This is a genomic window from Roseobacter sp. GAI101, assembly GCF_000156335.1.
Lineage (GTDB): Bacteria > Pseudomonadota > Alphaproteobacteria > Rhodobacterales > Rhodobacteraceae > Sulfitobacter.
Genome location: NZ_DS999213.1, coordinates 176,731 through 198,400 on the forward strand (window position 1 = coordinate 176,731; position 21,670 = coordinate 198,400).

Annotated in this window: 19 protein-coding genes and 2 pseudogenes; 10 read left to right on the forward strand and 11 right to left on the reverse strand. The window is 59.6% G+C overall.

Annotated elements, in window-relative coordinates; all coding sequences use genetic code 11:
* Positions 1 to 76: 76 nt before the first annotated feature.
* Positions 77 to 1,006 (reverse strand): hypothetical protein, encoded by a 930-nt coding sequence (locus RGAI101_RS00780; RefSeq protein ID WP_254655223.1) that lies wholly within the window; start codon positions 1,004 to 1,006, stop codon positions 77 to 79.
* Positions 951 to 1,385, reverse strand: coding sequence for a hypothetical protein (locus RGAI101_RS22285; protein ID WP_083791989.1), 435 nt, complete (start codon positions 1,383 to 1,385; stop codon positions 951 to 953). The genes RGAI101_RS00780 and RGAI101_RS22285 overlap by 56 nt, the downstream gene beginning before the upstream one ends.
* Positions 1,386 to 1,635: 250 nt before the next feature.
* Between RGAI101_RS22285 and RGAI101_RS00785 the strand changes: the two genes are divergently transcribed.
* On the forward strand, positions 1,636 to 2,388 hold the full coding sequence (locus RGAI101_RS00785; RefSeq protein ID WP_008225155.1) for a transglycosylase SLT domain-containing protein: 753 nt from the start codon (positions 1,636 to 1,638) through the stop codon (positions 2,386 to 2,388).
* Between the two features lie 82 nt (positions 2,389 to 2,470).
* On the opposite strand, the gene RGAI101_RS00790 is transcribed toward RGAI101_RS00785, so the two are convergent.
* From RGAI101_RS00790 to pepN, 3 genes are read right to left on the reverse strand one after another with little or no spacing between them, the layout of a single operon-like run.
* Entirely contained in the window at positions 2,471 to 2,905 is a 435-nt protein-coding gene (locus tag RGAI101_RS00790) for a hypothetical protein (protein ID WP_008228869.1), read from the reverse strand.
* Complete coding sequence (locus tag RGAI101_RS00795; RefSeq protein WP_008228234.1) at positions 2,905 to 3,639, reverse strand: glucose 1-dehydrogenase; 735 nt, start codon at positions 3,637 to 3,639, stop codon at positions 2,905 to 2,907. The genes RGAI101_RS00790 and RGAI101_RS00795 overlap by 1 nt, the downstream gene beginning before the upstream one ends.
* Positions 3,640 to 3,642: 3 nt before the next feature.
* Positions 3,643 to 6,195 carry an aminopeptidase N gene (gene pepN / locus RGAI101_RS00800; RefSeq protein WP_008225597.1) on the reverse strand — a complete coding sequence of 851 codons (2,553 nt, stop codon included), beginning with the start codon at positions 6,193 to 6,195 and terminating at the stop codon, positions 3,643 to 3,645.
* Positions 6,196 to 6,297: 102 nt separating this feature from the next.
* Here pepN and RGAI101_RS00805 point away from each other — a divergent pair, with 102 nt between their 5' ends.
* From RGAI101_RS00805 to RGAI101_RS00820, 5 genes are all read left to right on the forward strand, one after another.
* Positions 6,298 to 6,540 carry a hypothetical protein gene (locus RGAI101_RS00805; RefSeq protein ID WP_008225574.1) on the forward strand — a complete coding sequence of 81 codons (243 nt, stop codon included), beginning with the start codon at positions 6,298 to 6,300 and terminating at the stop codon, positions 6,538 to 6,540.
* Positions 6,541 to 6,641: 101 nt separating this feature from the next.
* Positions 6,642 to 6,797: a DUF2256 domain-containing protein gene (locus RGAI101_RS21455; protein ID WP_008228246.1), complete on the forward strand. Its 156-nt coding sequence runs from the start codon at positions 6,642 to 6,644 to the stop codon at positions 6,795 to 6,797.
* Between the two features lie 104 nt (positions 6,798 to 6,901).
* Positions 6,902 to 9,055 carry a malate synthase G gene (locus RGAI101_RS00810; protein ID WP_008227702.1) on the forward strand — a complete coding sequence of 718 codons (2,154 nt, stop codon included), beginning with the start codon at positions 6,902 to 6,904 and terminating at the stop codon, positions 9,053 to 9,055.
* A gap of 73 nt (positions 9,056 to 9,128) precedes the next feature.
* Positions 9,129 to 9,551, forward strand: coding sequence for a GlcG/HbpS family heme-binding protein (locus tag RGAI101_RS00815; protein WP_441295896.1), 423 nt, complete (start codon positions 9,129 to 9,131; stop codon positions 9,549 to 9,551).
* 79 nt (positions 9,552 to 9,630) lie between these two features.
* Positions 9,631 to 10,407 carry a gamma-glutamyl-gamma-aminobutyrate hydrolase family protein gene (locus RGAI101_RS00820; RefSeq protein ID WP_008229457.1) on the forward strand — a complete coding sequence of 259 codons (777 nt, stop codon included), beginning with the start codon at positions 9,631 to 9,633 and terminating at the stop codon, positions 10,405 to 10,407.
* A gap of 264 nt (positions 10,408 to 10,671) precedes the next feature.
* Here RGAI101_RS00820 and RGAI101_RS00825 read toward each other — a convergent pair whose 3' ends face one another.
* Positions 10,672 to 11,424 (reverse strand): SDR family NAD(P)-dependent oxidoreductase, encoded by a 753-nt coding sequence (locus RGAI101_RS00825; RefSeq protein ID WP_037227026.1) that lies wholly within the window; start codon positions 11,422 to 11,424, stop codon positions 10,672 to 10,674.
* 233 nt (positions 11,425 to 11,657) lie between these two features.
* Here RGAI101_RS00825 and RGAI101_RS00830 point away from each other — a divergent pair, with 233 nt between their 5' ends.
* A complete protein-coding gene (locus RGAI101_RS00830) occupies positions 11,658 to 13,232 on the forward strand; it encodes a Re/Si-specific NAD(P)(+) transhydrogenase subunit alpha (RefSeq protein ID WP_037228843.1) in 1,575 nt (524 codons plus the stop codon).
* 13 nt (positions 13,233 to 13,245) lie between these two features.
* Positions 13,246 to 14,685: an NAD(P)(+) transhydrogenase (Re/Si-specific) subunit beta gene (locus RGAI101_RS00835; RefSeq protein WP_008229458.1), complete on the forward strand. Its 1,440-nt coding sequence runs from the start codon at positions 13,246 to 13,248 to the stop codon at positions 14,683 to 14,685.
* Positions 14,686 to 14,846: 161 nt separating this feature from the next.
* Here RGAI101_RS00835 and RGAI101_RS00840 read toward each other — a convergent pair whose 3' ends face one another.
* Positions 14,847 to 16,268 carry an MATE family efflux transporter gene (locus tag RGAI101_RS00840; protein WP_008225339.1) on the reverse strand — a complete coding sequence of 474 codons (1,422 nt, stop codon included), beginning with the start codon at positions 16,266 to 16,268 and terminating at the stop codon, positions 14,847 to 14,849.
* Positions 16,269 to 16,464: 196 nt separating this feature from the next.
* Between RGAI101_RS00840 and RGAI101_RS00845 the strand changes: the two genes are divergently transcribed.
* A complete protein-coding gene (locus tag RGAI101_RS00845) occupies positions 16,465 to 17,748 on the forward strand; it encodes a DUF3422 family protein (protein ID WP_008225663.1) in 1,284 nt (427 codons plus the stop codon).
* Between the two features lie 36 nt (positions 17,749 to 17,784).
* Here RGAI101_RS00845 and RGAI101_RS00850 read toward each other — a convergent pair whose 3' ends face one another.
* The 3 genes from RGAI101_RS00850 to RGAI101_RS00860 all read right to left on the reverse strand — a co-directional run bounded on the left by RGAI101_RS00850 (position 17,785) and on the right by RGAI101_RS00860 (position 21,197).
* Positions 17,785 to 18,831, reverse strand: a complete 1,047-nt coding sequence (locus RGAI101_RS00850; RefSeq protein ID WP_008227724.1) for a YeeE/YedE family protein — start codon at positions 18,829 to 18,831, stop codon at positions 17,785 to 17,787.
* A 307-nt stretch (positions 18,832 to 19,138) separates the two neighbouring features.
* Positions 19,139 to 20,137: an ABC transporter permease gene (locus RGAI101_RS00855; RefSeq protein ID WP_008227693.1), complete on the reverse strand. Its 999-nt coding sequence runs from the start codon at positions 20,135 to 20,137 to the stop codon at positions 19,139 to 19,141.
* Positions 20,130 to 21,197, reverse strand: a complete 1,068-nt coding sequence (locus tag RGAI101_RS00860) for an ABC transporter permease (RefSeq protein WP_008227807.1) — start codon at positions 21,195 to 21,197, stop codon at positions 20,130 to 20,132. The genes RGAI101_RS00855 and RGAI101_RS00860 overlap by 8 nt, the downstream gene beginning before the upstream one ends.
* A gap of 54 nt (positions 21,198 to 21,251) precedes the next feature.
* Between RGAI101_RS00860 and RGAI101_RS00865 the strand changes: the two are divergent.
* Positions 21,252 to 21,470: pseudogene (locus RGAI101_RS00865) on the forward strand (OmpA family protein); the annotation flags it as partial.
* Between the two features lie 2 nt (positions 21,471 to 21,472).
* Here RGAI101_RS00865 and RGAI101_RS21840 read toward each other — a convergent pair.
* Positions 21,473 to 21,670, reverse strand: a pseudogene (locus RGAI101_RS21840) (M23 family peptidase); the annotation flags it as partial.

The window sequence follows — 21,670 nt, forward strand, 5'->3', positions numbered from 1 at the left end:
TGATTGGGGCGGCACCATGGGAATTGAGGGCGCAGAAAGGGATCGTTCCTGCTGATATCCCGCTTGGTTGAAAAGGTCAGGCGACCATCGCGCGAGGGCCTTTGTCGGTAAAGACGATCCGGTTGCCGGCTGCGATTTCCGATTTGAAAAGGCTTGCCATGATCCGCAGCGCATCGTCGCGGCCAGAAGCGGCGAATTTGCGCGGTGACCGGATGCGGATGTTGTTGTCAAACCCATGGGCGGCATGGGCCCAGATCATCGGGTGCAATTCGGTCAGGTATTCGCGCACTATCCATTCCGTACAGTCAAAGATCTGCGCCCGCATGTTGTCGGCCTCGTCATTGCCGGAATAGCCTTGCCCGATGGTATTGGCGCAATAGGCGGCCAGCAGGTTGGCAGTATAGGCATTGGGCCTGCGGTTCAGGATGTCGCGCAAGCCATCGATGAAAAAGGGCAGGTCGAGATTGGCGCAGGCTGTGTCATCGCAGGAAATCGCGTCGAACTGGACCCAGGTATAGCCGCCGGCCCCCCAGATGTGTTCGGTGCGTGCGGCTGTGCGCCGGGCCTCAAGTTCAAGCTGGTCGTAGCTGCCAAACCAGCGCGGCAGCAGATGGTTGCCCATGGCGCGCATCGGGCGCGGATTGTTCGGGTTGAGGTCGATGAGATGTTCGTATTTGTCAGCAACGCTATTCTTCCTGCCGACCGGACCGCTGACCTGTGCACAATGGGTTGCGGCAACCAAGGGGCTGTCTGGGTGCTGCTTGACGAAGGGTTCGATGATCTCGTGGGCGCGGTCGAAATGCGCGGCAAAGGCGTCCCGGTTGCGGCGGGGAATCTCGATGTCCCACCCGTTCCCGCGCCAGGCCCAGCCGATGTCGATATGCGCCTGTGCGACGATACAGGCGACGACATAATCATCAGGATAGGTTTCGAGCACATGTTCGAAATCCTCAATGCCGTTCAGCAGGGCCTTGGGGGGGCGTCCCTTCGGTTTCACTGATCGCATGTTCTGCGGCCATCACAACATCGGCGCGGGCACCATAGGCGATCAGGTCTGCCACGGGCATCGCACCGGGCGTCAACGACCGGGCGGCATCTGCGGTGCGGATGATCTTGGACAGGTCCTGCCAGCTTTCCTGGCGCACCATCTTCAGGCCCAGTTCCTGGTTCATGTCGCGCAGCCGGTCCTCTGCGGTAGGGTCGGGACATGCGATGCAAAGCTGGTCTTGCGGATTTTGGATATTCAGGTGCCGCGCAGTACGGGCCTGGCTTTTGGCATCCGCAATCCGGTCGGCCAGAACAGACACCGATGGCGTGACGATGTGCGTGGCCGAGAGAATATCGAGTGTTTTTTTACGTTTGAAAATTTTTCTTAAATACTGCATTTTTTGTCCAGTCAGTCGTTTGAACCCGTCTAATGACTCCATACTTGCCCCAGCAATTGGGCACGAAGATGGCGCTGCTAAGGTCGGTCCAAGATTGTTTTGCATCCTGAAGATGTATTTGGGGCAATATTTTGCCCGATTGTTCACGGTTTAGGGACGGTGTGGCCATGGCGGATATATTGGTGGAAAAGTCGCAAAGGCGCATATTTACACAACAAATCAGGGGTCATTCCAGAATGGCGATACGCGGGTGAAGGTCGTTCTTTCGACATGGCTCGCATTGAGTTTCACAACCTATGCGTTAGCGGGTGACGCCGTGATACCGCATCCGATGATCGGGCCGGATGCTGCCACCACCACGGTATCTGAAGGTATCGCAGCCCAATCCGGCCCTGTCGTACAGGGGGATCCTGCGACAGGAGCGGCACCGGCACGCAGGTTCGCGGTGTCGCCTCCAGCACGTTCCGGCAATCTCCCGCGTACGCAGTTTCAACACATGCAGGGCCATGCGCTGTGGACACGGGCAGCATTGTCCGCCCTGAAGGGCCATGGTGCCCCCTTGGTCGATATGGTCCCTGCGGATATCGCGGCGTGGTGCCCGGCGTACCCGGAAGCAGACGATGCCGGTCGGCGGGCGTTCTGGGTGGGGTTCATGTCGGCGCTGGCCAAGTATGAAAGCACCCATAAACCCTGGGCTGTGGGGGGCGGCGGGCTGTGGTATGGCCTTCTGCAAATCCTGCCCGCCACAGCGCGGAATTATAATTGTAACGTCGGCACCGGAGAGGCGCTGAAAAACGGTGCGGCGAACCTGAGTTGTGCGGTGCGGATCATGGCTGTCACGGTGCCGCGTGATGGCGTGATTTACGGGAAAGGCGGTCGCGGCGTTGCGGCGGACTGGGGGCCGATGCGCAGTCCGGCAAAGCGGGCGGCGATGGCGGGTTGGTTGAAACGTCAGAATTACTGCAAGCCGCTGGGGGCGACACGGCCAAAGGCGCGGCCTTGAGATTTGTAGTCGGACGTTGTGTCTGGCGCACGCGAGGATGCCTTCGGCGAGGATATTTAAGAGCCAGAGAAGCGGGGGGCGCTCACTGCCGGAGGCTGAAATGATGGCGTTCAGTCTTGATGTTTTGGGCGATCAGCGCGGTTTCAAAGGCGTGATGCGGTGGGGTCGCCTCGAACGGAATACGGATCTTGCGGCCATTTTTCAAAACCACTGTAGCACGGACTGAAAAGTCCAGCCGCGTGTCGAGGCGGATCAGGGTGATTTCCTTGAGGCTGATGTCGGCGCTGTGCGGGCCGCTGTGCCAGTTGATGATTTCCCGGGAGAGGGTCAGGCTTGCGGAAGGGTTTCTGACAAGGTCCCATAATGCGGGCAGTGTGCAGGCGGCGATGATGCCCAGAAGGATGGGGGATGCGTCCAGCAGGACCCATCCGGCCAGCAGGGCCAGCCAGATGGTGGGAAGGATGATGAAACTGCCTAGGCTGCGGTGTTGGCGTTGGTAGGTGTAGTCCGCTGGCATCAGCGCCCGCCGCTGACATCCAGCGTGGTGCCCGTGATGTAGCTGGCGGCGTCAGAGAGCAAAAACAGCGTCGCACTGGCGACTTCATCTGGCCTGCCGACGCGCTGCATCGGGATGTTTTTCGCCAGGGTTTGCGCACGGTCAGGTACGCCAGCCTTTGCATGGATTTCGGTTTCAATCAGGCCCGGACGGATCGCGTTGACGCGGATGCCTTGCGGCGCAAGTTCATTTGCGAGGCCTTTGGTAAAGGCATCAATGGCCGCTTTGGACGCCGCGTAATCGACAAATTCATTGGCTGACCCCAGCCGCGCCGCGATGGAACCCATGTTCGCGATCGCGCCGCTGCCTTGAGCCTGCATCCGCGTGGCGGCGGCTTGGGCCACCATCATCGCCCCGATCACGTTCACGTCGAACATGCGTTTCAGGCGGGCGTGGTCCATGTCGGCGACGGTGGCGATCTGGTCGACGATGCCTGCGTTGTTGATGAGCGCATCTAGGCGGCCATAGTGTTGGTCGATCTGGTCAAAGATACGCGCCACATCGGCAGGGTCGGCAACGTCGCCCTGGCATAGCAGAACGCGCGCCCCTTTGGCTTGGGCCTGAGCGGCAACGGCTTTGGCCCCGGCAGCGTCAGACCGGTAGTTCAGCGCCAGATTGTAGCTGGGGGCGGCAAGCCGCGCGCAGGCAGCACCGATACCGGCTGACGCACCAGTGATGAGGAGGACGGGACGCATGTCTTAGGCCCCCCTGATGCGGGTAAGCATTTCGGTGGTATCGCGCGACAGGTCAGGTTGCGCGAGAATGCGGTCGAGTTCGGTTTTGATCAACGCCTGCCGATCCGCGTCATAGCGCTTCCACGTCTGGAAGGCAGAGCACATGCGCGCCGTGGTTTGCGGATTGAGCGGATCAAGTTTGATCAGCCAGTCGGCCAGCAGGCGGTACCCCGCACCGGACGCATGATGGAACCCGCCATGATGGGCGGCAAAGGCCCCCAGAACCGAGCGGAAGCGGTTGGGGTTCTTCCAATTGAAATCGGCGTGCTTGGTCAGGGTCTCGACGACCTCGTGGGCCTCTTCGGGGTCGGCTTCCATGACTTGCAGGCCGAACCATTTGTCCATCACCAGGCGGTCGTCTTTCCACTGCGCCTCGAACGCCTGTACGGCCTTGCTGCCCTTGCCGGCATGGATGAGGTTGGCCAGCGCGCTGAGCTGCTGGGTCATGTTGTCGGCGGCGTCATATTGTTTCTGCGCGGCGGCGGCGTCGTCGATACGGGTCAGCAGCGACAGGGCCGCATTGCTGAGCGCGCGTTTGCCCGATTGGATTGCGTCGGGTTCGTAATCCTCGCTGACCGTGTGACGGCGGTAGAGCGTCGGCAGCAGGTTGGCATAGGATTTTGCCATCGCGGCGCGGGTTGCCTCGACTGCGGCGTAGATGATGTCGGGATCGGGGGTGTGGCCATCTTCGGCCAAGGCGCGGGCCAGATCGGATTGCGAGGGCAGGCCCAGCATCAGCGCACGGTAGGCGGGATCAAGATGTTCGTCGCTGATCACGGCACGGATACCCTTGAGCCAATCCTTGTTCGGTTTCTTACCCTCCAGGATCATCGCCATCAGCGATGAGCGGGCCAGAATGCGGCCCTGTTCCCAGCGGTTGAACGGGTCGGTGTCATAGGCCAGCAGATGGGCGCGGTCGGCATCACTCAGGTCTTGGGTCAGCACCACGGGGGCGGAAAAGCCGCGCAGGATCGATACGATGGGCCGGGTCCCGAGGTTGTCGAAGACAAAGCTTTGTTCGGCCTGCGTCATCTCGAGAATGTTGGTTTCCTCTACCTCGTCGCCGTCCTGGTCGATCAGGCCGACGGCGATGGGCAGCACCTGCGGCTGTGGATCAGGCGTGGCAGCGCTGGGCGGGGTGTGCTGTTTGAAGTGTAGCGTCAGCTTGCCGTGGTCCCATGCCTCGGTCACGGACAGATGCGGTGTGCCGGCTTGCCCGTACCAGCGTTTGAACTGGGTCAGGTCGCGGCCCGTGGTGTCTTCGAACACGCGCAGCCAGTCCTCGATGGTGCAGGCCTGCCCGTCATGGCGGTCGAAATACAGGGTTGCAGCCTTGGCATAGGCGTCATCACCGACCAGCAGCTTGAGCATGCCGATCACCTCGGCCCCTTTTTCATAGATCGTGGCGGTGTAGAAGTTGTTGATTTCCTGAAAGCTTTCAGGCCGCACGGGGTGGGCCAGGGGGCCTTGGTCCTCTGGGAACTGGCGCGCGCGCAGGTCGATCACATCGCTGATGCGTTTGACGGATGCCGAACGGATGTCGGAGGTGAACTGGCTGTCGCGGAACACGGTCAGCCCTTCCTTGAGGCACAGCTGAAACCAGTCGCGGCATGTGATGCGGTTGCCGGTCCAGTTGTGGAAATATTCGTGGGCGATGATCGCCTCGATCCTCTCAAAATTCATGTCGGTGGAGGTTTCGGGCGACGCCAGAACGGCGGAGGAGTTGAAGACGTTCAGCCCCTTGTTTTCCATTGCGCCCATGTTGAAGTCATCGACGGCGACGATGTTGAACAGATCAAGATCGTATTCACGGCCGTAAACGTCTTCGTCCCATTTCATCGACTCTTTCAGCGCCTGCATGCCGAAAGCGCATTTGCCCTCGTCGCCGGGGCGGACATAGAGGTTCAGTGCAACGTCGCGGCCCGATTTGGTGGTGAAACTGCCGGGATGGGCGACCAGATCGCCTGCGACCAGCGCGAACAGATAGGAGGGCTTGGGCCACGGGTCGTGCCACTCGGCGACATGTTCGGCTGCGCTGACGGGGTTGCCGTTGGACAGCAGCACTGGATGCGGGCCGTTGATGGTGACGGTGAACACGGCCATCACATCGGGGCGGTCGGGGTAATAGGTGATCTTGCGAAAGCCTTCGGCCTCGCATTGGGTGCAATACATGCCGTTCGACATATAAAGCCCCTCAAGCGCGGTGTTGCCGGTCGGATCAATCTCGACCTCGGCTTCCCAGACGAAAGGCGCATCGGGTACGTCGCAGGTCAGGCCTGCTTCTGTCAGTTTGGGGGTGACGGGGGTGCCGTCAATCATGGCGCTGATCAGGTTCAGATTCTCGCCATGAAGAAAGAAGGTGTTGTCGGTTGCATCCGGGTTCGGACGAAAGGCGATCCTGCTTTTGACGCGGGTCTTGCGAGGGTCCAGATCAAAATGAAGGGAGACGCTGTCGATAATGAAGCCGAAGGGTGTGTAATCGGCCAGATAGATCGTCTGGGGGGCAGCGTCGCGCATATTTTTTCCTTTATTTCGGAACAGAATGTCCTGTCGCAAAGTTAGTCCTTCAACCATGCACCCGCAAGGCGGGAGCGAGAAACTAATGACAGGAGAACGATCATGTCGGCACCCGACACAAATATCGAAAAGCAAGAAACACGCCACAAGCCCGCATTGCTGGGCATCAAGGGGGCGGTCATCTTTGGCGTCGTAGTGGTCCTTTTGTTGTTGTTCGTCATCCTGAACAACGGACGCGACGATGACGAAGCCGCCGCCGATCTGACGACCGCACCGGCTGTGAGTACGGAAACCACGGCCGCACCGGCAGACGCGGGTGCAACAGGTACGACCGAGAACAATTAATTAGTCCGTACACAGTGAAACAAGTTAAAAGAGGCAGGCTCCGGTTTCCGGAACCTGCTTTTTTTGTACATCCGACCAGATTGCGGAGTGAAGGAGGCACCATGGCAAAAATGCGAAAAAAGGCCGATCTGCCAAGCAAGATATGTGCCACCTGCGGGCTGCCTTTCACCTGGCGCAAGAAGTGGGCCAAGGATTGGGAGACGGTGCGCTATTGTTCTGACAGGTGCCGCAGCGCGAAGGGGAAACCGCCAAAATAATCCATTATTGGTAATATAAACTTACCAATATAGCTTGCTACAGTTGAATTTACCTTTTAAGCCTTCTTGAAAGCCACGACATTGGCAATTTTAAGGAGCCTCGGATGACCCAGAGAACAGACAAGAACGGCCTGCAGATCGCGAATGAACTGGTGGAGTTCATCGAAACCAAGGCGTTGCCCGGAACCGGCGTTTCCGCTGAGGCGTTCTGGGGCGGGTTTTCTGATCTGGTCCATGATCTGGGGCCCAAGAACCGCGATCTGTTGCAGGTGCGCGAAGACATGCAGTCGCAGATTGACGCGTGGCACAAGGAGCGTGCCGGACAGCCCCATGATGCCGAAGCCTATACCGCATTCCTGCGTGAAATCGGCTATCTGGTGCCTGAAGGCCCTGCGTTTTCAATCGATACCGCTGGAGTTGACCCTGAAATCGCATCGGTGCCTGGCCCGCAACTGGTTGTTCCAATCACCAACGCCCGCTTTGCGCTGAACGCGGCGAATGCACGCTGGGGCAGCCTATATGATGCGTTTTATGGCACCGATGCGCTTGGCGACTTGCCGCAGGGCAAGGGGTATGACGCAGCGCGCGGCGCGCGGGTCGTCGCCAAGGCCAAGGCGTTTCTGGATGAGGCAGCGCCGCTGGCGTCTGGATCTTGGGGTGATGTTACAGGGATCAAGGTGTCTGACGGCGGTCTGTCCTTGGCCGGTGCGGGCGGCTTGGCCGACCTTGGGCAATTCGCGGGCTATAGTGGTGCGGCAGACGCGCCAACGGCTGTTTTGGTGAAACACAACGGGTTGCACATTGAAATCCAGATCAACGCGGATCACGCGATTGGCAAGACCGACCCGGCGCATGTGTCTGACGTGCTGATGGAATCCGCGCTGTCCACGATCATGGATTGCGAAGACAGCGTGGCGGCGGTGGATGCCGAAGACAAGGTTGTCGCCTATGGCAACTGGCTGGGCCTGATGAAGGGCGATTTGTCCGAGACATTCGAAAAGGGCGGCCAGCAGGTTACCCGTGCGATGAACCCCGACCGCGACTATACCGCGCCGGACGGCAGCGCGCTGACGGTCAAAGGCCGGTCACTGATGCTGATCCGCAATGTGGGCCACCTGATGACCAACCCCGCCGTGCTGGACCGTGACGGTCTGGAAGTGGGCGAGGGGCTGATGGACGCCATGATCACCACGCTGATCGCAATGCATGACCTGCAAAAGACCGGCGGGATGCGCAATTCGGTCGCGGGATCGGTCTATGTGGTCAAGCCCAAGATGCACGGCCCTGCCGAAGTCGCCTATGCAGACGAGATTTTCACCCACGTGGAAAACGTGCTGGGTCTGCCTGCCAATACCGTCAAACTGGGCATCATGGACGAAGAGCGCCGCACCTCGGCCAATCTGGCCGAATGTATCCGTGCAGCGAAATCGCGGGTGGCCTTTATCAACACCGGTTTCCTTGACCGTACGGGTGATGAAATCCACACCTCGATGGAAGCGGGGCCGATGGTGCCCAAGGGCGAGATGAAGAATTCAGCGTGGATCGCCGCCTATGAGGATCGCAACGTCGATATCGGTCTGGCCTGCGGTTTGCAGGGCAAGGCGCAGATCGGCAAAGGCATGTGGGCGATGCCCGATCTGATGGAGGCGATGCTGGAGGCCAAGATCGGCCACCCCAAGGCGGGCGCGAACTGTGCCTGGGTACCATCGCCCACGGCAGCGACGCTGCATGCGATGCATTACCACCAGGTGGATGTGCTGGCACGTCAGGAAGAGATCAAGGCAGGCGGCCCGCGCGGCACGCTGGACGCGCTTTTGACGATACCGGTTCTGACCGGGCGCAACCTTTCGGACGATGAGATCCGTCAGGAGATCGAGAACAACGCCCAAGGCATCCTTGGCTATGTGGTGCGGTGGATTGATCAGGGCGTCGGCTGTTCCAAGGTGCCGGACATTCACAATGTGGGCCTGATGGAGGACCGCGCGACATGCCGCATTTCTGCGCAGGCCTTGGCGAACTGGCTGCACCACGGCGTGATTTCCGAAGATCAGGTGATGGCGGCGCTCAAGAAGATGGCGGCGGTTGTCGACGGGCAGAATGCGGGCGATCCGTTGTACCGTCCGATGGCACCGGGCTTTGACGGGATCGCGTTCAAGGCAGCCTGTGATCTGGTCATGAAGGGGCGTGTGCAGCCGTCGGGCTATACCGAGCCTGTGTTGCATGCGCGGCGTCTTGAGTTGAAGGCTGCACAAGGTTGATGGATCGGGTGCGAGGGGCCAGCCCCTCGCGCTCCCCGGAGTTTATTTGGCAAAATGAAGAAGGTTTGAAGTGATGGTATCGTTGGAGCAGGCACGGGTAATGATTGCGGAAACGCTGAAGAAAGGCCGCGAGATGGGGTTCAAGCCCTTGTCCGTCGTCGTTTTGGATGCGGGCGGGCATGTTCAGGCGTTCGAGCGTGAAGATGGCGCGGCACCGGGGCGGTTCGCGATTGCCCATGGCAAGGCTTATGGCGCGGTGATGCTGGGCATGGCCGGACGCGCGCAGATGGCACGGGCCGAGGCGCAGGCCTATTTCATGGCCGCGATCAATGGCGTCTACGGCGGGTCTGTTGTGCCTGTTCCGGGTGGTGTCCTGCTGCGCGACGATGCGGGTGTCGTCATCGGCGCGGTCGGTGTGACGGGCGATACGTCGGATAATGACGTCGAAGCGGCCCTGGCAGGGATTGCGGCGGCCGGATTGACCGCAGAGGCATAAAAATGGCGTTCTATCGGGTGTTGAGATCATGCGGAGGACGCGCTAAGCTTTTGGCTAAACATCTAGTTTGAGGCTGAACATGTCACGTCCTGTCGTCGGTATTATTGGCAACACCAGCCTTCTGAACGATCAATATCCGATCCACGCGGCCGGTACGATGAACACGGTCGCGGTCGCGCAGGTATCGGGCTGTCTGCCGTTGATCATCCCCAGCGATCCGTCTCTTGTGTCTGTGGCCGAGTTGCTGGACACCTGTGACGGTTTTCTGCTGACGGGCGGGCGGCCCAACGTGCACCCCGAAGAATACGGTGAGGACGAGACCGAGGCGCATGGCACATTTGACCGCGCGCGCGACGCGATCGCCCTTGGATTGATCCGAGGCTGTGTCGAGCGGGGGCAGCCGTTCTTTGGCGTCTGCCGCGGTTTTCAGGAGGTGAACGTCGCCATGGGCGGGTCGCTTTATCCGGAGATCCGCGACCTGCCAGGGCGGATGAACCACCGGATGCCTCCTGATGGGACGATCGAGGAGAAGTTCGAGCTGCGCCATGACGTGCGTTTCACTGAAGGTGGGGTGTTTCACGAAGTGCTTGGTGCGGCCAAGGTCCGTACCAATACGTTGCATGGGCAGGGCATCAAGGTGCCGGGCGCGCGCATTGTGATTGATGGATATGCCGATGATGGCACGCCGGAGGCGATTTACGTCAAGGACGCGCCGGGCTTCACGCTGGCGGTCCAGTGGCACCCCGAATGGGATGCCGCGAACGACCCTGTGTCGCGCCCCTTGTTCGAAGGGTTTGGCGCGGCGGCGCGTGCCTGGGCGCAGGGCAAGCGGCAGGGCCTGCTGAAATCAGCGTGACGCGGGTGTTTCAAAGTCGAAATGGTGCATGACAGGCGGTGATTCCGGTTTTCTTCGGGACTGCCAGTTAAACCCTTGGGGTTTTGAGCGCACCGATTGGAATGTCGCACCAGTGCGTTCCGATGTGGCCGGAGCGTCAGCCGTTTTGGCAATTTTGCGTCGGCTCTGGAAAACAAGCTTCATCATGTGTGGTCCGGCTTTGGTAATCCATAAGGCGAGGGATAACGCCTTATGGTTAATGGCATCTAAACGATTGCCTGCCGCCTACATATGACCGCCGGTGACCTGAATGCATTGGCCATTGATACTTTGCGATCCGGGGCCGACCAGCCACATCGCGGCGGCTGAAACCTCGGATACGTCGATAAGGCGCTTATGGGGGTTGGAATTGACCATGATCGCGCGGGCTTTTTCCTCTGATATACCCGCACGTTCCGAGATCGACGCGGTGTTGCGTGTCACAATCGGCGTGTCGACATAGCCGGGGCAGATCGCGTTGAAGGTCAAGGGCTTGCCCATGTAATCTTCGGCCAGGGACCTGACCAAACCGATCATCCCGTGTTTGGACGCGGAATAGGCCGCAGCCCCCGGCAGGCCACGCAGCCCCGCCATTGAGGAAATCGCGATGACGCGGCCATAGTCGGTCTCGCGCATGGACTTCAGCGATTCGCGGATCGTCAGGAACGCGCCGTCCAGATTGGTGGCCATCATATTGCGCCAGAAATCCATGTCGGTCTTGTGTACCGCCTTGCCTTCGGCGATGCCCGCGTTCGGGATGCAGATCTGGATCGGCCCGTGCGCAGCCACTGCGGTGGCAATCTTGGCCACCACGTCATCCTCGTTGCGCACATCCATTGCCATGCCGGTCATGTTATCGCCAGCGACTTCGTCCAGCACCTCTTGGCGGCGACCGGTGATGGTGACGTGGGCCCCTTTTGCCGCAAGGTCTTGGGCAATGGCGAGCCCGATCCCCGTGCCGCCGCCCGTGATAAGCGCGTGTTTTCCGTTCAAATCCATGAAGTCCTCCTTTGATTTACGGCCATGCTGGGGGCAGGGGATGGCGGGCGCAAGGTGGCTGTCGAATTCACGCAACGTCCAGCGATAAAAAACTGTGCTGTTATCGCTATCTGTCGTCAGAAAGCGGCTTCAATCCGGGCCTGCGTCTTGTACTATAGGTACCCAAGCGATACTGCTCAGGGTAATAATGTTGCGCCACGGTGGACGCGGCAGAGGTAATGGGGGATTCTGGATTGAAGATCGGGACGCCAAAAGAAACGTTTGCGGGGGAACATCGCGTTGCGATGACACCCGAGTCAGCATTGCAACTTCAAAAGCTGGGGCATGACTGCATCATTGAAACGGGTGCAGGTGTCGCGGCAGGTTTTGCCGACGATAAATATACCGCCGCCGGCGTAGAGGTGGTCAAGACCGCCGCCGCCCTTTGGAAAGCCGCGGATGTGGTTGCCAAGGTGCGCGTGCCTGATGATGCCGAGATGAAGAGGCTGCGCAGCGATCAGACGTTGATCTCGTTCTTCAGCCCCGTCGCGGATGAAGCAAAGATGAAGGCGGCTGCCGAAAAGGGTGCCACCGTCATCGCGATGGAAATGATCCCCCGGATCAGCCGCGCCCAGAAGATGGATGCCTTGTCATCCATGGCGAACATTGCGGGCTACCGTGCCGTCATCGAGGCGGGCAATAATTTCGGGCGGTTCTTTACCGGTCAGATCACGGCGGCGGGCAAGGTGCCCCCGGCCAAGGTTCTGGTGGTCGGTGCCGGTGTTGCGGGTCTTGCCGCGATCGGTACGGCGACATCGTTGGGTGCGATTACCTATGCGTTTGACGTGCGTCCCGAAGTGGCCGAACAGGTCGAATCCATGGGGGCTGAATTCGTCTACCTCGACTTCGAGGAAGAACAGAAGGATGGATCTGCCTCTGGTGGCTATGCGTCGGTGTCTTCGCCGGAATTCCGCGAAGCGCAGTTGGCCAAGTTCCGCGAACTGGCCCCCGAAGTCGACATCGTGATCACCACCGCGTTGATCCCCAACCGCGAAGCGCCCGAGCTTTGGACGGAGGACATGGTCGCGGCGATGAAGCCCGGTTCGGTGATCGTCGATCTTGCGGCGGAAAAGGGCGGCAACTGCAAGCTGACCAAGATGGATGAAAAGGTCGTCACAGATAACGGCGTGACCATTATCGGCTATACCGATTTCCCAAGCCGGATGGCGACGCAGGCATCAACGCTTTATGCGACGAACATCCGTCATCTGTTGACTGATCTTACGCCGGAAAAAGACGGCGTGATCAACCACAACATGGAAGACGACGTCATCCGTGGCGCGACGATTGCCCACGCAAGCGAAGTGACCTTCCCGCCGCCGCCCCCGAAAGTGGCAGCGATTGCGGCTGCCCCGAAAAAGGCTGCTGTCAAGGAACTGACACCGGAAGAAAAGCGCGCAGCTGAAACGGCTGCGTTCAAGGCGCAGACCAAGTCTCAGGTGACCTTGCTGGCCATCGGTGGTGCGTTGCTGCTGGCCGTTGGCCTGGTGGCTCCGGCCAGCTTCATGCAGCACTTCATCGTTTTCGTTCTGTCGGTCTTCATCGGTTTCCAGGTGATCTGGGGCGTGGCGCACAGCTTGCACACACCTTTGATGGCGGTGACCAATGCGATTTCGTCGATCATCATTCTGGGCGCGCTGATGCAAATTGGGTCGGGGTCCTTCCTGGTGATTATTTTGGCAGCTTTGTCGGTCTTCATGTGTGGGATCAACATATTCGGCGGCTTCCTCGTGACACGGCGCATGCTCGCCATGTTCCAGAAATCTTAAGGGGGCAGGGTTCATGGATTTTGGTTTCACAACAGCGGCTTACGTAGTCGCAGCTATCCTGTTCATCTTGTCGCTCGGCGGGTTGAGCGGCCAGGAAAGCGCCAAGCGCGCCGTCTGGTATGGCATTGTCGGTATGGCCTTGGCCGTGGCGGCGACGCTGATCGGGCCGGGCACGGGGTTCTGGTTCCTTTCGCTGATCCTGATCGCGGGGGGCGGTGCCATCGGGTACCAACTGGCGACCAAGGTACAGATGACGCAGATGCCCGAACTGGTTGCCGCGATGCACAGCCTTGTCGGTCTGGCAGCGGTATTTGTCGGTCTGATCGCGCATTTCGAAATCGGCCGCGTGGGGGGCTTCATCGCCGCTGGCGGTGACGTCAAGGAACTGGGTACTTTCGCGGCGTTGATCGCCAAGAAATCCGGGGTCGAGCTTAGCATTCTGCGGGTCGAACTGTTCCTGGGCGTGTTCATCGGTGCTGTCACCTTCACCGGTTCCGTTATTGCCTATGGCAAACTGGCGGGCAGGGTGTCGTCTTCGGCTGAAAAGCTGCCCGGTGGTCACATCCTGAACATCGCGGCGGCGGCTGTCGCTGTGCTGACGCTGATCTGGTACTTCAACACTGGCGCGTTCCTGCCGCTGTTCCTAATGACGCTGGCGGCCTTGTTCATCGGCTACCATCTGATCATGGGCATCGGCGGTGCCGACATGCCGGTGGTTGTGTCGATGCTGAACAGCTACTCGGGCTGGGCTGCGGCGGCGATTGGTTTCTCGCTTGGCAACGATTTGTTGATCGTGGTCGGCGCGCTGGTCGGTTCCTCGGGTGCGATCCTGTCCTACATCATGTGCAAGGCGATGAACCGGTCTTTCGTCAGCGTGATCCTTGGTGGCTTTGGCGGCCCTGCGGGCGAACAAATGGCCGTTGAAGGCGAACAGGTCGCGATCGAAGTCGACGGCGTTGCCACGATGCTGAACGAAGCCGACAGTGTGATCATCATCCCCGGTTACGGGATGGCGGTGGCCCAGGCGCAGCAAGCGGTCAGCGAGCTGGTCAAAAAGCTGCGCGCCCAAGGCAAGAACGTGCGTTTCGCCATTCACCCCGTTGCGGGGCGTTTGCCGGGGCACATGAACGTGCTGCTGGCCGAAGCCAAGGTGCCCTATGATATCGTGATGGAGATGGACGAGATCAACGACGACTTCCCCGACACGGATGTTGCCATCGTCATCGGGTCCAACGACATCGTGAACCCTGCGGCACAGGACGACCCCAACAGCCCCATCGCCGGTATGCCGGTTCTGGAATGCTGGAAGGCCAAGAACGTGATCGTGTCCAAGCGCGGGCAGGGCACGGGATATTCCGGGATCGAGAATCCGTTGTTCTTCAAGGACAACACGCGGATGCTGTATGGTGATGCAAAGGCCAGCTTGGACAAGTTGCTGCCGTTGATCGACTGATAACCGATCAAGCGAACATGGAAAGGCGGTGCACAAAATGCGCCGCCTTTTTTCGTTTGATAGCTGATTTTTTCGTAAAGCCGATCCGGAATTTTTGAAGATTCCGCGCTGTCGGAAGGGCGGCTCTTTTCCTGGTTAGGGGGCCTGAAAACCTTCCCGCCCTAGTCCGGCTTGCCAAGGGGGGTCACCCGGCGCGGAAGATCAACGACCCAACTATCGGTGCGCAAAAGCTCCGTTGATTTCGCCGCGACCAGACCGCCCCATGCGGCAAGCACGTTTGCCAATACGGCCGCCAGCACGATGCCCCAATACCCAAGCGTCAGCGCCCCGATCCATGCGAGTGGCAGATACAGGACGAAGATGCGACCAAGGCTCAGACCCATCGACCACAGCGCCTTGTCGCGAGAATTCATTGCGGCATTTGCAGTGACCACGATGCCATAGCCAAACAGCGACAGGCCGACAAACCGCAGATAGGTCGCCGCATAGCCGCGGTCCTCTTGGCCCGAGGTGAAAATGCCTGCAATCGGGTCCGCGAATAGACCCAGAACGACAGCGACCAAGGCACCATATCCCAGACAGAACAGGAACGCATATCGCGTTGCATCCTGCGCGCGGTCCTTGGCGTCGGCACCCCAGTTCTGGCCGACCACGGGACCAATCCCCGCAGACAGGGCCAAAAGCGGGACCAGAGCCATGCTTTGCACCCGTGTCGCCGCACCAAAGCCCGCAACGGCTGTTTCACCGACTGTTGCCACGGCAGCGGTGACCAGCGCCATGCCTGCGGGATTGATGGCGTTCGAAAAGGCAGCGGGCAGCCCTACGTTCAAGATCTTGCGCGTCGATGTCCAGATCCCGTCAAACAGTCCGCCGCACCAGCCCAGAAACCCGCGCCGCCACGCAATGAACAGCGCAAGGGCGACAGCGACGACACGCCCGGCAAGCGTCGCCATCGCAGCGCCTTGAACGCCAAGCTCGGGCAGGCCCCACAGGCCAAAAATCAGCAGCGGGTCCAGCCCCACATTGATCACTGCCGCCAGCACCATGATCCAGGAAGATGTCAGGCTGTCTCCGTGGGCGCGGAATACGGCATTGGTCACCATCATCGTCACCAAAAACGGAAAGCTCAGCGCCCAGACAGGCATATATTCGGCGATCCGCCCGGCAACCGCATCACCGGCACCCAAGGCCTGAAAGATATAGGGATAACCACCCCAAACCAGCACGGCGATCAGGGCAGAAAGACCAAATCCCAAACCAATCGCATGCAGGCCCAACCGCTGCGTCGCCGTGTCGCCGTCACCGCGCCCGACCCCTTGGCTTAGCGCAGCATTCGCCCCGGCGCTTAGTCCGATGGACAGCGATGTGATTGCGGTGGTCACAGGATAGATGAAGCCGACCGCCGCCAGCGCCGTGCCACCGATCTGGCCCAGAAAATAAGCATCCGCCAAACCGACGCTGAGCACGGCGAAGATTCCGAAACTCATCGGGGCAGTCATGGCGGCCAATGCACGCCAGACCGGTCCTTTGGTCAGATCTCGGCCACCCTTTTGGGCTGTAGCTTCTTCAGTCCGGTCTGTCATCTTGCGCGGTCTCACCATCACTCGTTAAGACCGTGAACCTAGGGCCGCGCCCCGATTTGACGAGTTGCGCATGTCACACAGGGCGGCCAGTATTCAACGGTACACCGTAAGGCCATGGAAATAATCAATTTATTTCTGTCCTTTGTTTTGGATTGTTGTATCTTGCCCTCAACGACCGGTTTGAAGGACGACCCACATGGCTGCGATCAAGGACCACCCGCTGCGCTATGCGCTTAACAGTGAATTGCATGCGCGCCCGTTCCCGTCGCTAAGCGCACCCCATGTCGCGGCCTATCTTGCCGTGCGTCCCCCCGGTGACGCCGCCACGCGCGACAGGTCAATTGACCTTGAGCATCTGACGGCGCTGCTCAAGCACTACGGCGCGCCGCTGCCGGCCGAAAACGCGACCCATTACTACGGGCCCATGGGGAAATACGCGCTGAAATGGGAACAACACACGGAATTCGTGACCTATACGGTGTTTTCAGATCAGCTTAGCGAACGACCCTTTGACCCTGCCGAATTCGACGTCTTTCCCGAAAACTGGCGCAGCGGGCTGAATGCGGAACGCATCACCTCGATCTTGCTGCGGCTGGTGAAACGGCCCGACACGGATGAACAACTCTCCGACATGCTGCGCGATTGGTTCGTCCCGGAAAGCCTGGCGGTCGCCAAGGTGCTGGACGATGCCGCCGTGGTGGCCAGCGATTTCCGCATCGATTCAGCGGGCCATATGCGCATGGCGATCTTTGCGTCGGACGGCACCGGTGACAGACGCCTTGGCCGCATTGTCCAGCGGATGTGCGAGATCGAGACCTATAAATCCATGTCGATGCTGGGCTTTGCCACGGTCCGGGACTTCGTTGGTCAGTTGAATGATCTCGACAAGCAGTTGAACAGCCTGATGGCCGCGATGCGCGCCTCTGATGCGATGGCCGAAGACACGCTGCACAAGCTGTTGGACATCTCGGTACAGCTTGAGACCCTGTCCGCCGAAGTCTCCTACCGCTTCGGGGCGACCGAGGCTTATCAGGCCATCGTCAACCAGCGGATATCAGCGCTACGCGAGACGCGTTTCATGTCGCGCCAAGGCTTTGATGAATTCATGATGCGTCGCTACGAACCGGCCATGCGCACGGTCAAGTCTTCCGAGAACCGGTTACAGTCCATGTCGGCCCGCGCCATCCGCGCGTCAGAATTGCTGCGCACGCGGGTGGATGTCGAACGCTCTGCCCAGAACCAGGAAATCCTTGCAAGCATGAACGAACGCTCTGACCTGCAACTGCGTTTGCAGCACACGGTCGAAGGCCTGTCGGTGGTCGCGATCAGCTATTATGCGGTGTCTCTGGCGGCCTATATGATTACGCCGCTGGCAGAGCAGGTCGGCATCGGCAAGGGGGTGGTGACCGCCCTTGCCGTGCCGGTTGTTGTCGTTTTGGTCTGGTGGATGCTGCGCCGTTTGCGCAGCAAGATCATTTAGGAAGGCCCCGACGTTAAAGGGGCCGACCTTCGCCGGTCAGCCGTGCGCCAGTTGGCCGACGGGGGCGCGGCGCACCATGGCGTTCGTCGCCAAAGCACCTACCGCGATCATCACGATCGCTAGGATCGCCGCCAGCGACAGGGTCGGGACGCCGGACAGACCGGCCCCCAAGGTGCAGCCGCCCGCCAGAACGCCGCCCACGCCCATCAATGCGGCACCCGCCAGGTAACGGCCGGTCTGTGCGGGGCTTTCGAAGCTCTGCCAGCCGAACCCGCCAAAGCTGATGCTGGCGATAAAGGCACCGACTAGAACGCCGCCAAACAGACCCACACCGAAACCGGCAGGGATCGAACTGCTGGCCACGACCCAGAACAGGCCCTCTGCGGCGGGCGATGTGAACGACAGGCTCTCCATTGCGATCGGGTCGAATTCGTCAAAAAGGATAAAGCCCGTGCCGACCCACGCCAGCGGCACCAACAGCCCGATCGCCGCCCCCATGACAAGCGTGCCGACACCATTGCCCGACCGCAGGGCATAGACAATTGCGCCCAAGGCAATCAGACCGGACCAGAACCAGGCACCGCCGGGCAAGGCGGCTAGGCTGATCGCATCGCCCATTTCGACCGTCATGCTGCCCAACGCCACACGCAGCGGGGCCAACACACCTTTCAGTGTGGCATGGGCCACAATCGCGAAGACAACGATCACCAGGCCCGCGCGCAGGTTGCCCGACCCCGCCAGGATCGTCAGCCGTGAAACACAGCCGCGCGTCAGCACCATCCCGGCACCAAACAGCAATCCGCCAAAGGCAATCGCAGCAATCGGTAGTTCAGATATCATGAACCGGTGGTCGGCAAAGCTGATCAGTTCCAGTGCCACGGCGACTTGCGTGCCGATTACCGCAAAGGCGAGGGCCATCAACCACACCCCGGCCGCCTGGCGACGATCATCGCCAATCAGGGATCGCCGGAAGCAAAACGTGGTAATTTGCCCTAAAAGACCAAATAGAACGCCAACAAATACTGCAAACAGAACAGATGCCTGCTGCGGCGTGGTGTTTTCAAAACCGAATGACTCGAACATCGCTCTGATCCTTTAAATACAGAATAATTTCCCAATGACGCGAGAAATCATCTATTTCAAGCAGATCAACGCGCGCGCACAGTGCCATACGCAGGAAACTATTCCAGTTGAACGCCTGACGTCACCATGCTGTTCCCTGATCAGCCCTCAGCTCCCCAATCTGTTCCCGTTTGGTGCCATCACGAACCGATCACGTCCTTATTTCCCGAATCCCCAAACGCAAAAAGGGAGGACCCCAGTCCCCCCTTCACCCTTTCTTAAATACTCAAATCCTCCAGACGCAGCGCAGACCAAAGCCCGCGTTCGATCACCGCCCCCGCAACCGCGGATCCAATGCATCCCGCAAACCATCACCCAGATAATTCACGCTCAACACAGTCAGCGAAATCGCGATCCCGGGCAACAATACCCGTTCGGGGAATTCCTGCATCCGGCTCACCGCATCCGACAACAGCTTGCCCCATGTCGGAAAGTCGGATGGAAAGCCGACCCCCAGAAAGCTCAGCGCGCTCTCCGTGATGATGGCTGTAGCCAGACCCAGGGTTGCGGATACCATGATCGGAGATATGACGTTGGGCAGCAGGTGACGGCGGATGATCTTGCCAGACCGTGTCCCGATGGAGCGGGCGGCGAGAATGAATTCGCGTTCTTTCAGCGCAAGAATATCGCCGCGCACGATCCGCGCTGTTTGCATCCAGGACGTCAGGCCAATGATGCCGACGATCAGGATGAACATGCCACCTTCGGGCCCGAAGCGTGAATTCAACGGTTGGCGAAACAGTGTCACGGCCAGCAAGGTCAGGGGCAGGATCGGCAGGGACAGCACGAGATCGGTAAAACGCATGAGCCAGAAGTCGAGCTTTTTGAAATAGCCCGAGATCACGCCAATCGCGGATCCGATCACCAGCGCCAATGCCATGGCCAACCACCCGACGGCCATCGACACCTGACCGCCTGCGATCATCTGCGCCATGATATCGCGGCCCAACTGGTCGGTGCCAAAGGGATGTGCCCAACCGGCCTTGGCTTCACTGTCAAACAACAGCTGATAAACGGGCCGCCAGTTCTTGTTGCGGATATCCAGCGCCTTGGGGTCAACGTCCCACAGCAAGGGGCCAAAGATCACCGCCAGCGTGATGAACAGCAAGAAACCTCCACCGAACACAGCGCCTTTGTGTTTGCGGAACTGCTGCCAGACGTCGATCCATTGGCTGCGCGGGGGCTTGGAGGGTTCCTTGTCGACCAGCGCGCCAAAGGTTTCGATATCGGCCTCGATGGGGCTCGCGGGAATGCCTTGCTCAGTCATAGCGGATCCTCGGGTCAAGCAGGCCGTATAGAACATCGGCTATCAGGTTAAACAAAACGATCAGGATGGCAAAGATGAAGGTCAATGTCATGACCATCGGCAGATCGTTGGCAAAGAGCGCGGTCAGCAGCAGCTGGCCGATACCATTCACCTTGAACACGTTTTCGGTGATGATCGCGCCGCCAAAGATCGCGGGCATGCCAAGGGCAATCACCGTCACAACCGGAATCATGGAGTTGCGCAGCACATGCACCAGAACGACCGAACTTTCCTTGAGCCCTTTGGCCCGCGCGGTCCGCACGTAATCCTGGTTCAGGTTGTCCAGCATAGCGCCGCGCATGTAGCGGCTGATCTGGGCGGTGGTTTGCAGCGCCAGCACCATGACGGGCATGATCATCTGCATGAACTGGATCTTGAAGCTGGCCCAGTCGGTCACGACATGGGTGGTATCATAGATTGACGGTAACCAGCCCAGCGTCACCGAAAACACCACGATCAGCAGCGGTCCGGTAAAGAACGGCGGGATTGAAAAGCCGACCATCGTGACAAATGTCCCCGCCTGATCGAACAGCGAATAGTGGCGGTAGGCCGAATAGATGCCGATGGGAATGGCGATCAGGATGCCGACCACATAGCTCAGGCCCACCACCCAAAGGGTCTGGGGCATGCGCTGGATCACGATATCCATGATCGGGCTGCGGGTCTGCCAGCTGATGGCGCGCTGCACGGGGCGCACAGCACCGCTGTCAGGGTCGATAAACGTCGAGAAATTCGTGTCCGGCAGCCAGCCCAAAAGAAAGGAGTCCCGCGTTGCCCAGTCCAGGAACACCTGCGGTTCAACCCAGAAGAACTGGATCAGCCATTTGTAATATTGCACATAGATCGGCTGGCCCAGGCCAAGCGCCTCGCGCATCTTTTGTTTGACTTCGGGGGGAACGGTCAGGGGCACCTGTGCCATCGGATCGCCGGGGGCGAGCTGAAGCAGCAGGAATATGACCATACTGATGAACAAAAGCGTCGGGATCGACAATAGCAGTCGTCGAATGGTGAAAGTCAGCATGCGCGGCGCCTTTGCAGGTCAGTCTGTGGTGATGGTAACGTTGAGGATTGTTGGTCCGGAGAGGGGGAGCGCTTGGATGCATTTGCCGACAACTGGAAGCTAATCCAAGCGCGCGCGCTGTCTGTGGTGAAGTACATGATCAACTTTCTGGGGATCGCACCGGACCGTTTGGCCGCCAAGGGATTTGGCCGATATCACCCCGTCCCCGAGGGAGATTCAGAGAGTGCGCGGGCGCATAACCGTCTGATCAAACTGAAGCTTACGGAAATGTAAGCCTATTCGATTGTTAGTGAAGTCGTCTGGCGGCTGATGATCTGCGTCCCCCGCACCATCGTGACATCGCCGAGATACTCGCCCGCCGGCCAAGCCTTGCTGCGGCGTTTCTTGCCGATGGCGCGGAATGCCTGTGCCTGGGATTTCGTCAGCGTTACATCGTTTGCAACGATCATTCCGTCGGGACCGGTGATGGACAA

Excerpts from the sequence above, each read along its gene's own strand:
- RGAI101_RS00780 (WP_254655223.1), bottom strand. The coding sequence starts at position 1,006 with ATGCGATCAGTGAAACCGAAGGGACGCCCCCCCAAGGCCCTGCTGAAC.
- RGAI101_RS22285 (WP_083791989.1), bottom strand. The coding sequence starts at position 1,385 with ATGCAGTATTTAAGAAAAATTTTCAAACGTAAAAAAACACTCGATATT.
- RGAI101_RS00790 (WP_008228869.1), bottom strand. The coding sequence starts at position 2,905 with ATGCCAGCGGACTACACCTACCAACGCCAACACCGCAGCCTAGGCAGT.
- RGAI101_RS00795 (WP_008228234.1), bottom strand. The coding sequence starts at position 3,639 with ATGCGTCCCGTCCTCCTCATCACTGGTGCGTCAGCCGGTATCGGTGCT.
- pepN (WP_008225597.1), bottom strand. The coding sequence starts at position 6,195 with ATGCGCGACGCTGCCCCCCAGACGATCTATCTGGCCGATTACACACCC.
- RGAI101_RS00805 (WP_008225574.1), top strand. The coding sequence starts at position 6,298 with ATGTCGGCACCCGACACAAATATCGAAAAGCAAGAAACACGCCACAAG.
- RGAI101_RS21455 (WP_008228246.1), top strand. The coding sequence starts at position 6,642 with ATGGCAAAAATGCGAAAAAAGGCCGATCTGCCAAGCAAGATATGTGCC.
- RGAI101_RS00810 (WP_008227702.1), top strand. The coding sequence starts at position 6,902 with ATGACCCAGAGAACAGACAAGAACGGCCTGCAGATCGCGAATGAACTG.
- RGAI101_RS00815 (WP_441295896.1), top strand. The coding sequence starts at position 9,129 with ATGGTATCGTTGGAGCAGGCACGGGTAATGATTGCGGAAACGCTGAAG.
- RGAI101_RS00820 (WP_008229457.1), top strand. The coding sequence starts at position 9,631 with ATGTCACGTCCTGTCGTCGGTATTATTGGCAACACCAGCCTTCTGAAC.
- RGAI101_RS00825 (WP_037227026.1), bottom strand. The coding sequence starts at position 11,424 with ATGGATTTGAACGGAAAACACGCGCTTATCACGGGCGGCGGCACGGGG.
- RGAI101_RS00835 (WP_008229458.1), top strand. The coding sequence starts at position 13,246 with ATGGATTTTGGTTTCACAACAGCGGCTTACGTAGTCGCAGCTATCCTG.
- RGAI101_RS00840 (WP_008225339.1), bottom strand. The coding sequence starts at position 16,268 with ATGACAGACCGGACTGAAGAAGCTACAGCCCAAAAGGGTGGCCGAGAT.
- RGAI101_RS00845 (WP_008225663.1), top strand. The coding sequence starts at position 16,465 with ATGGCTGCGATCAAGGACCACCCGCTGCGCTATGCGCTTAACAGTGAA.
- RGAI101_RS00850 (WP_008227724.1), bottom strand. The coding sequence starts at position 18,831 with ATGTTCGAGTCATTCGGTTTTGAAAACACCACGCCGCAGCAGGCATCT.
- RGAI101_RS00855 (WP_008227693.1), bottom strand. The coding sequence starts at position 20,137 with ATGACTGAGCAAGGCATTCCCGCGAGCCCCATCGAGGCCGATATCGAA.
- RGAI101_RS00860 (WP_008227807.1), bottom strand. The coding sequence starts at position 21,197 with ATGCTGACTTTCACCATTCGACGACTGCTATTGTCGATCCCGACGCTT.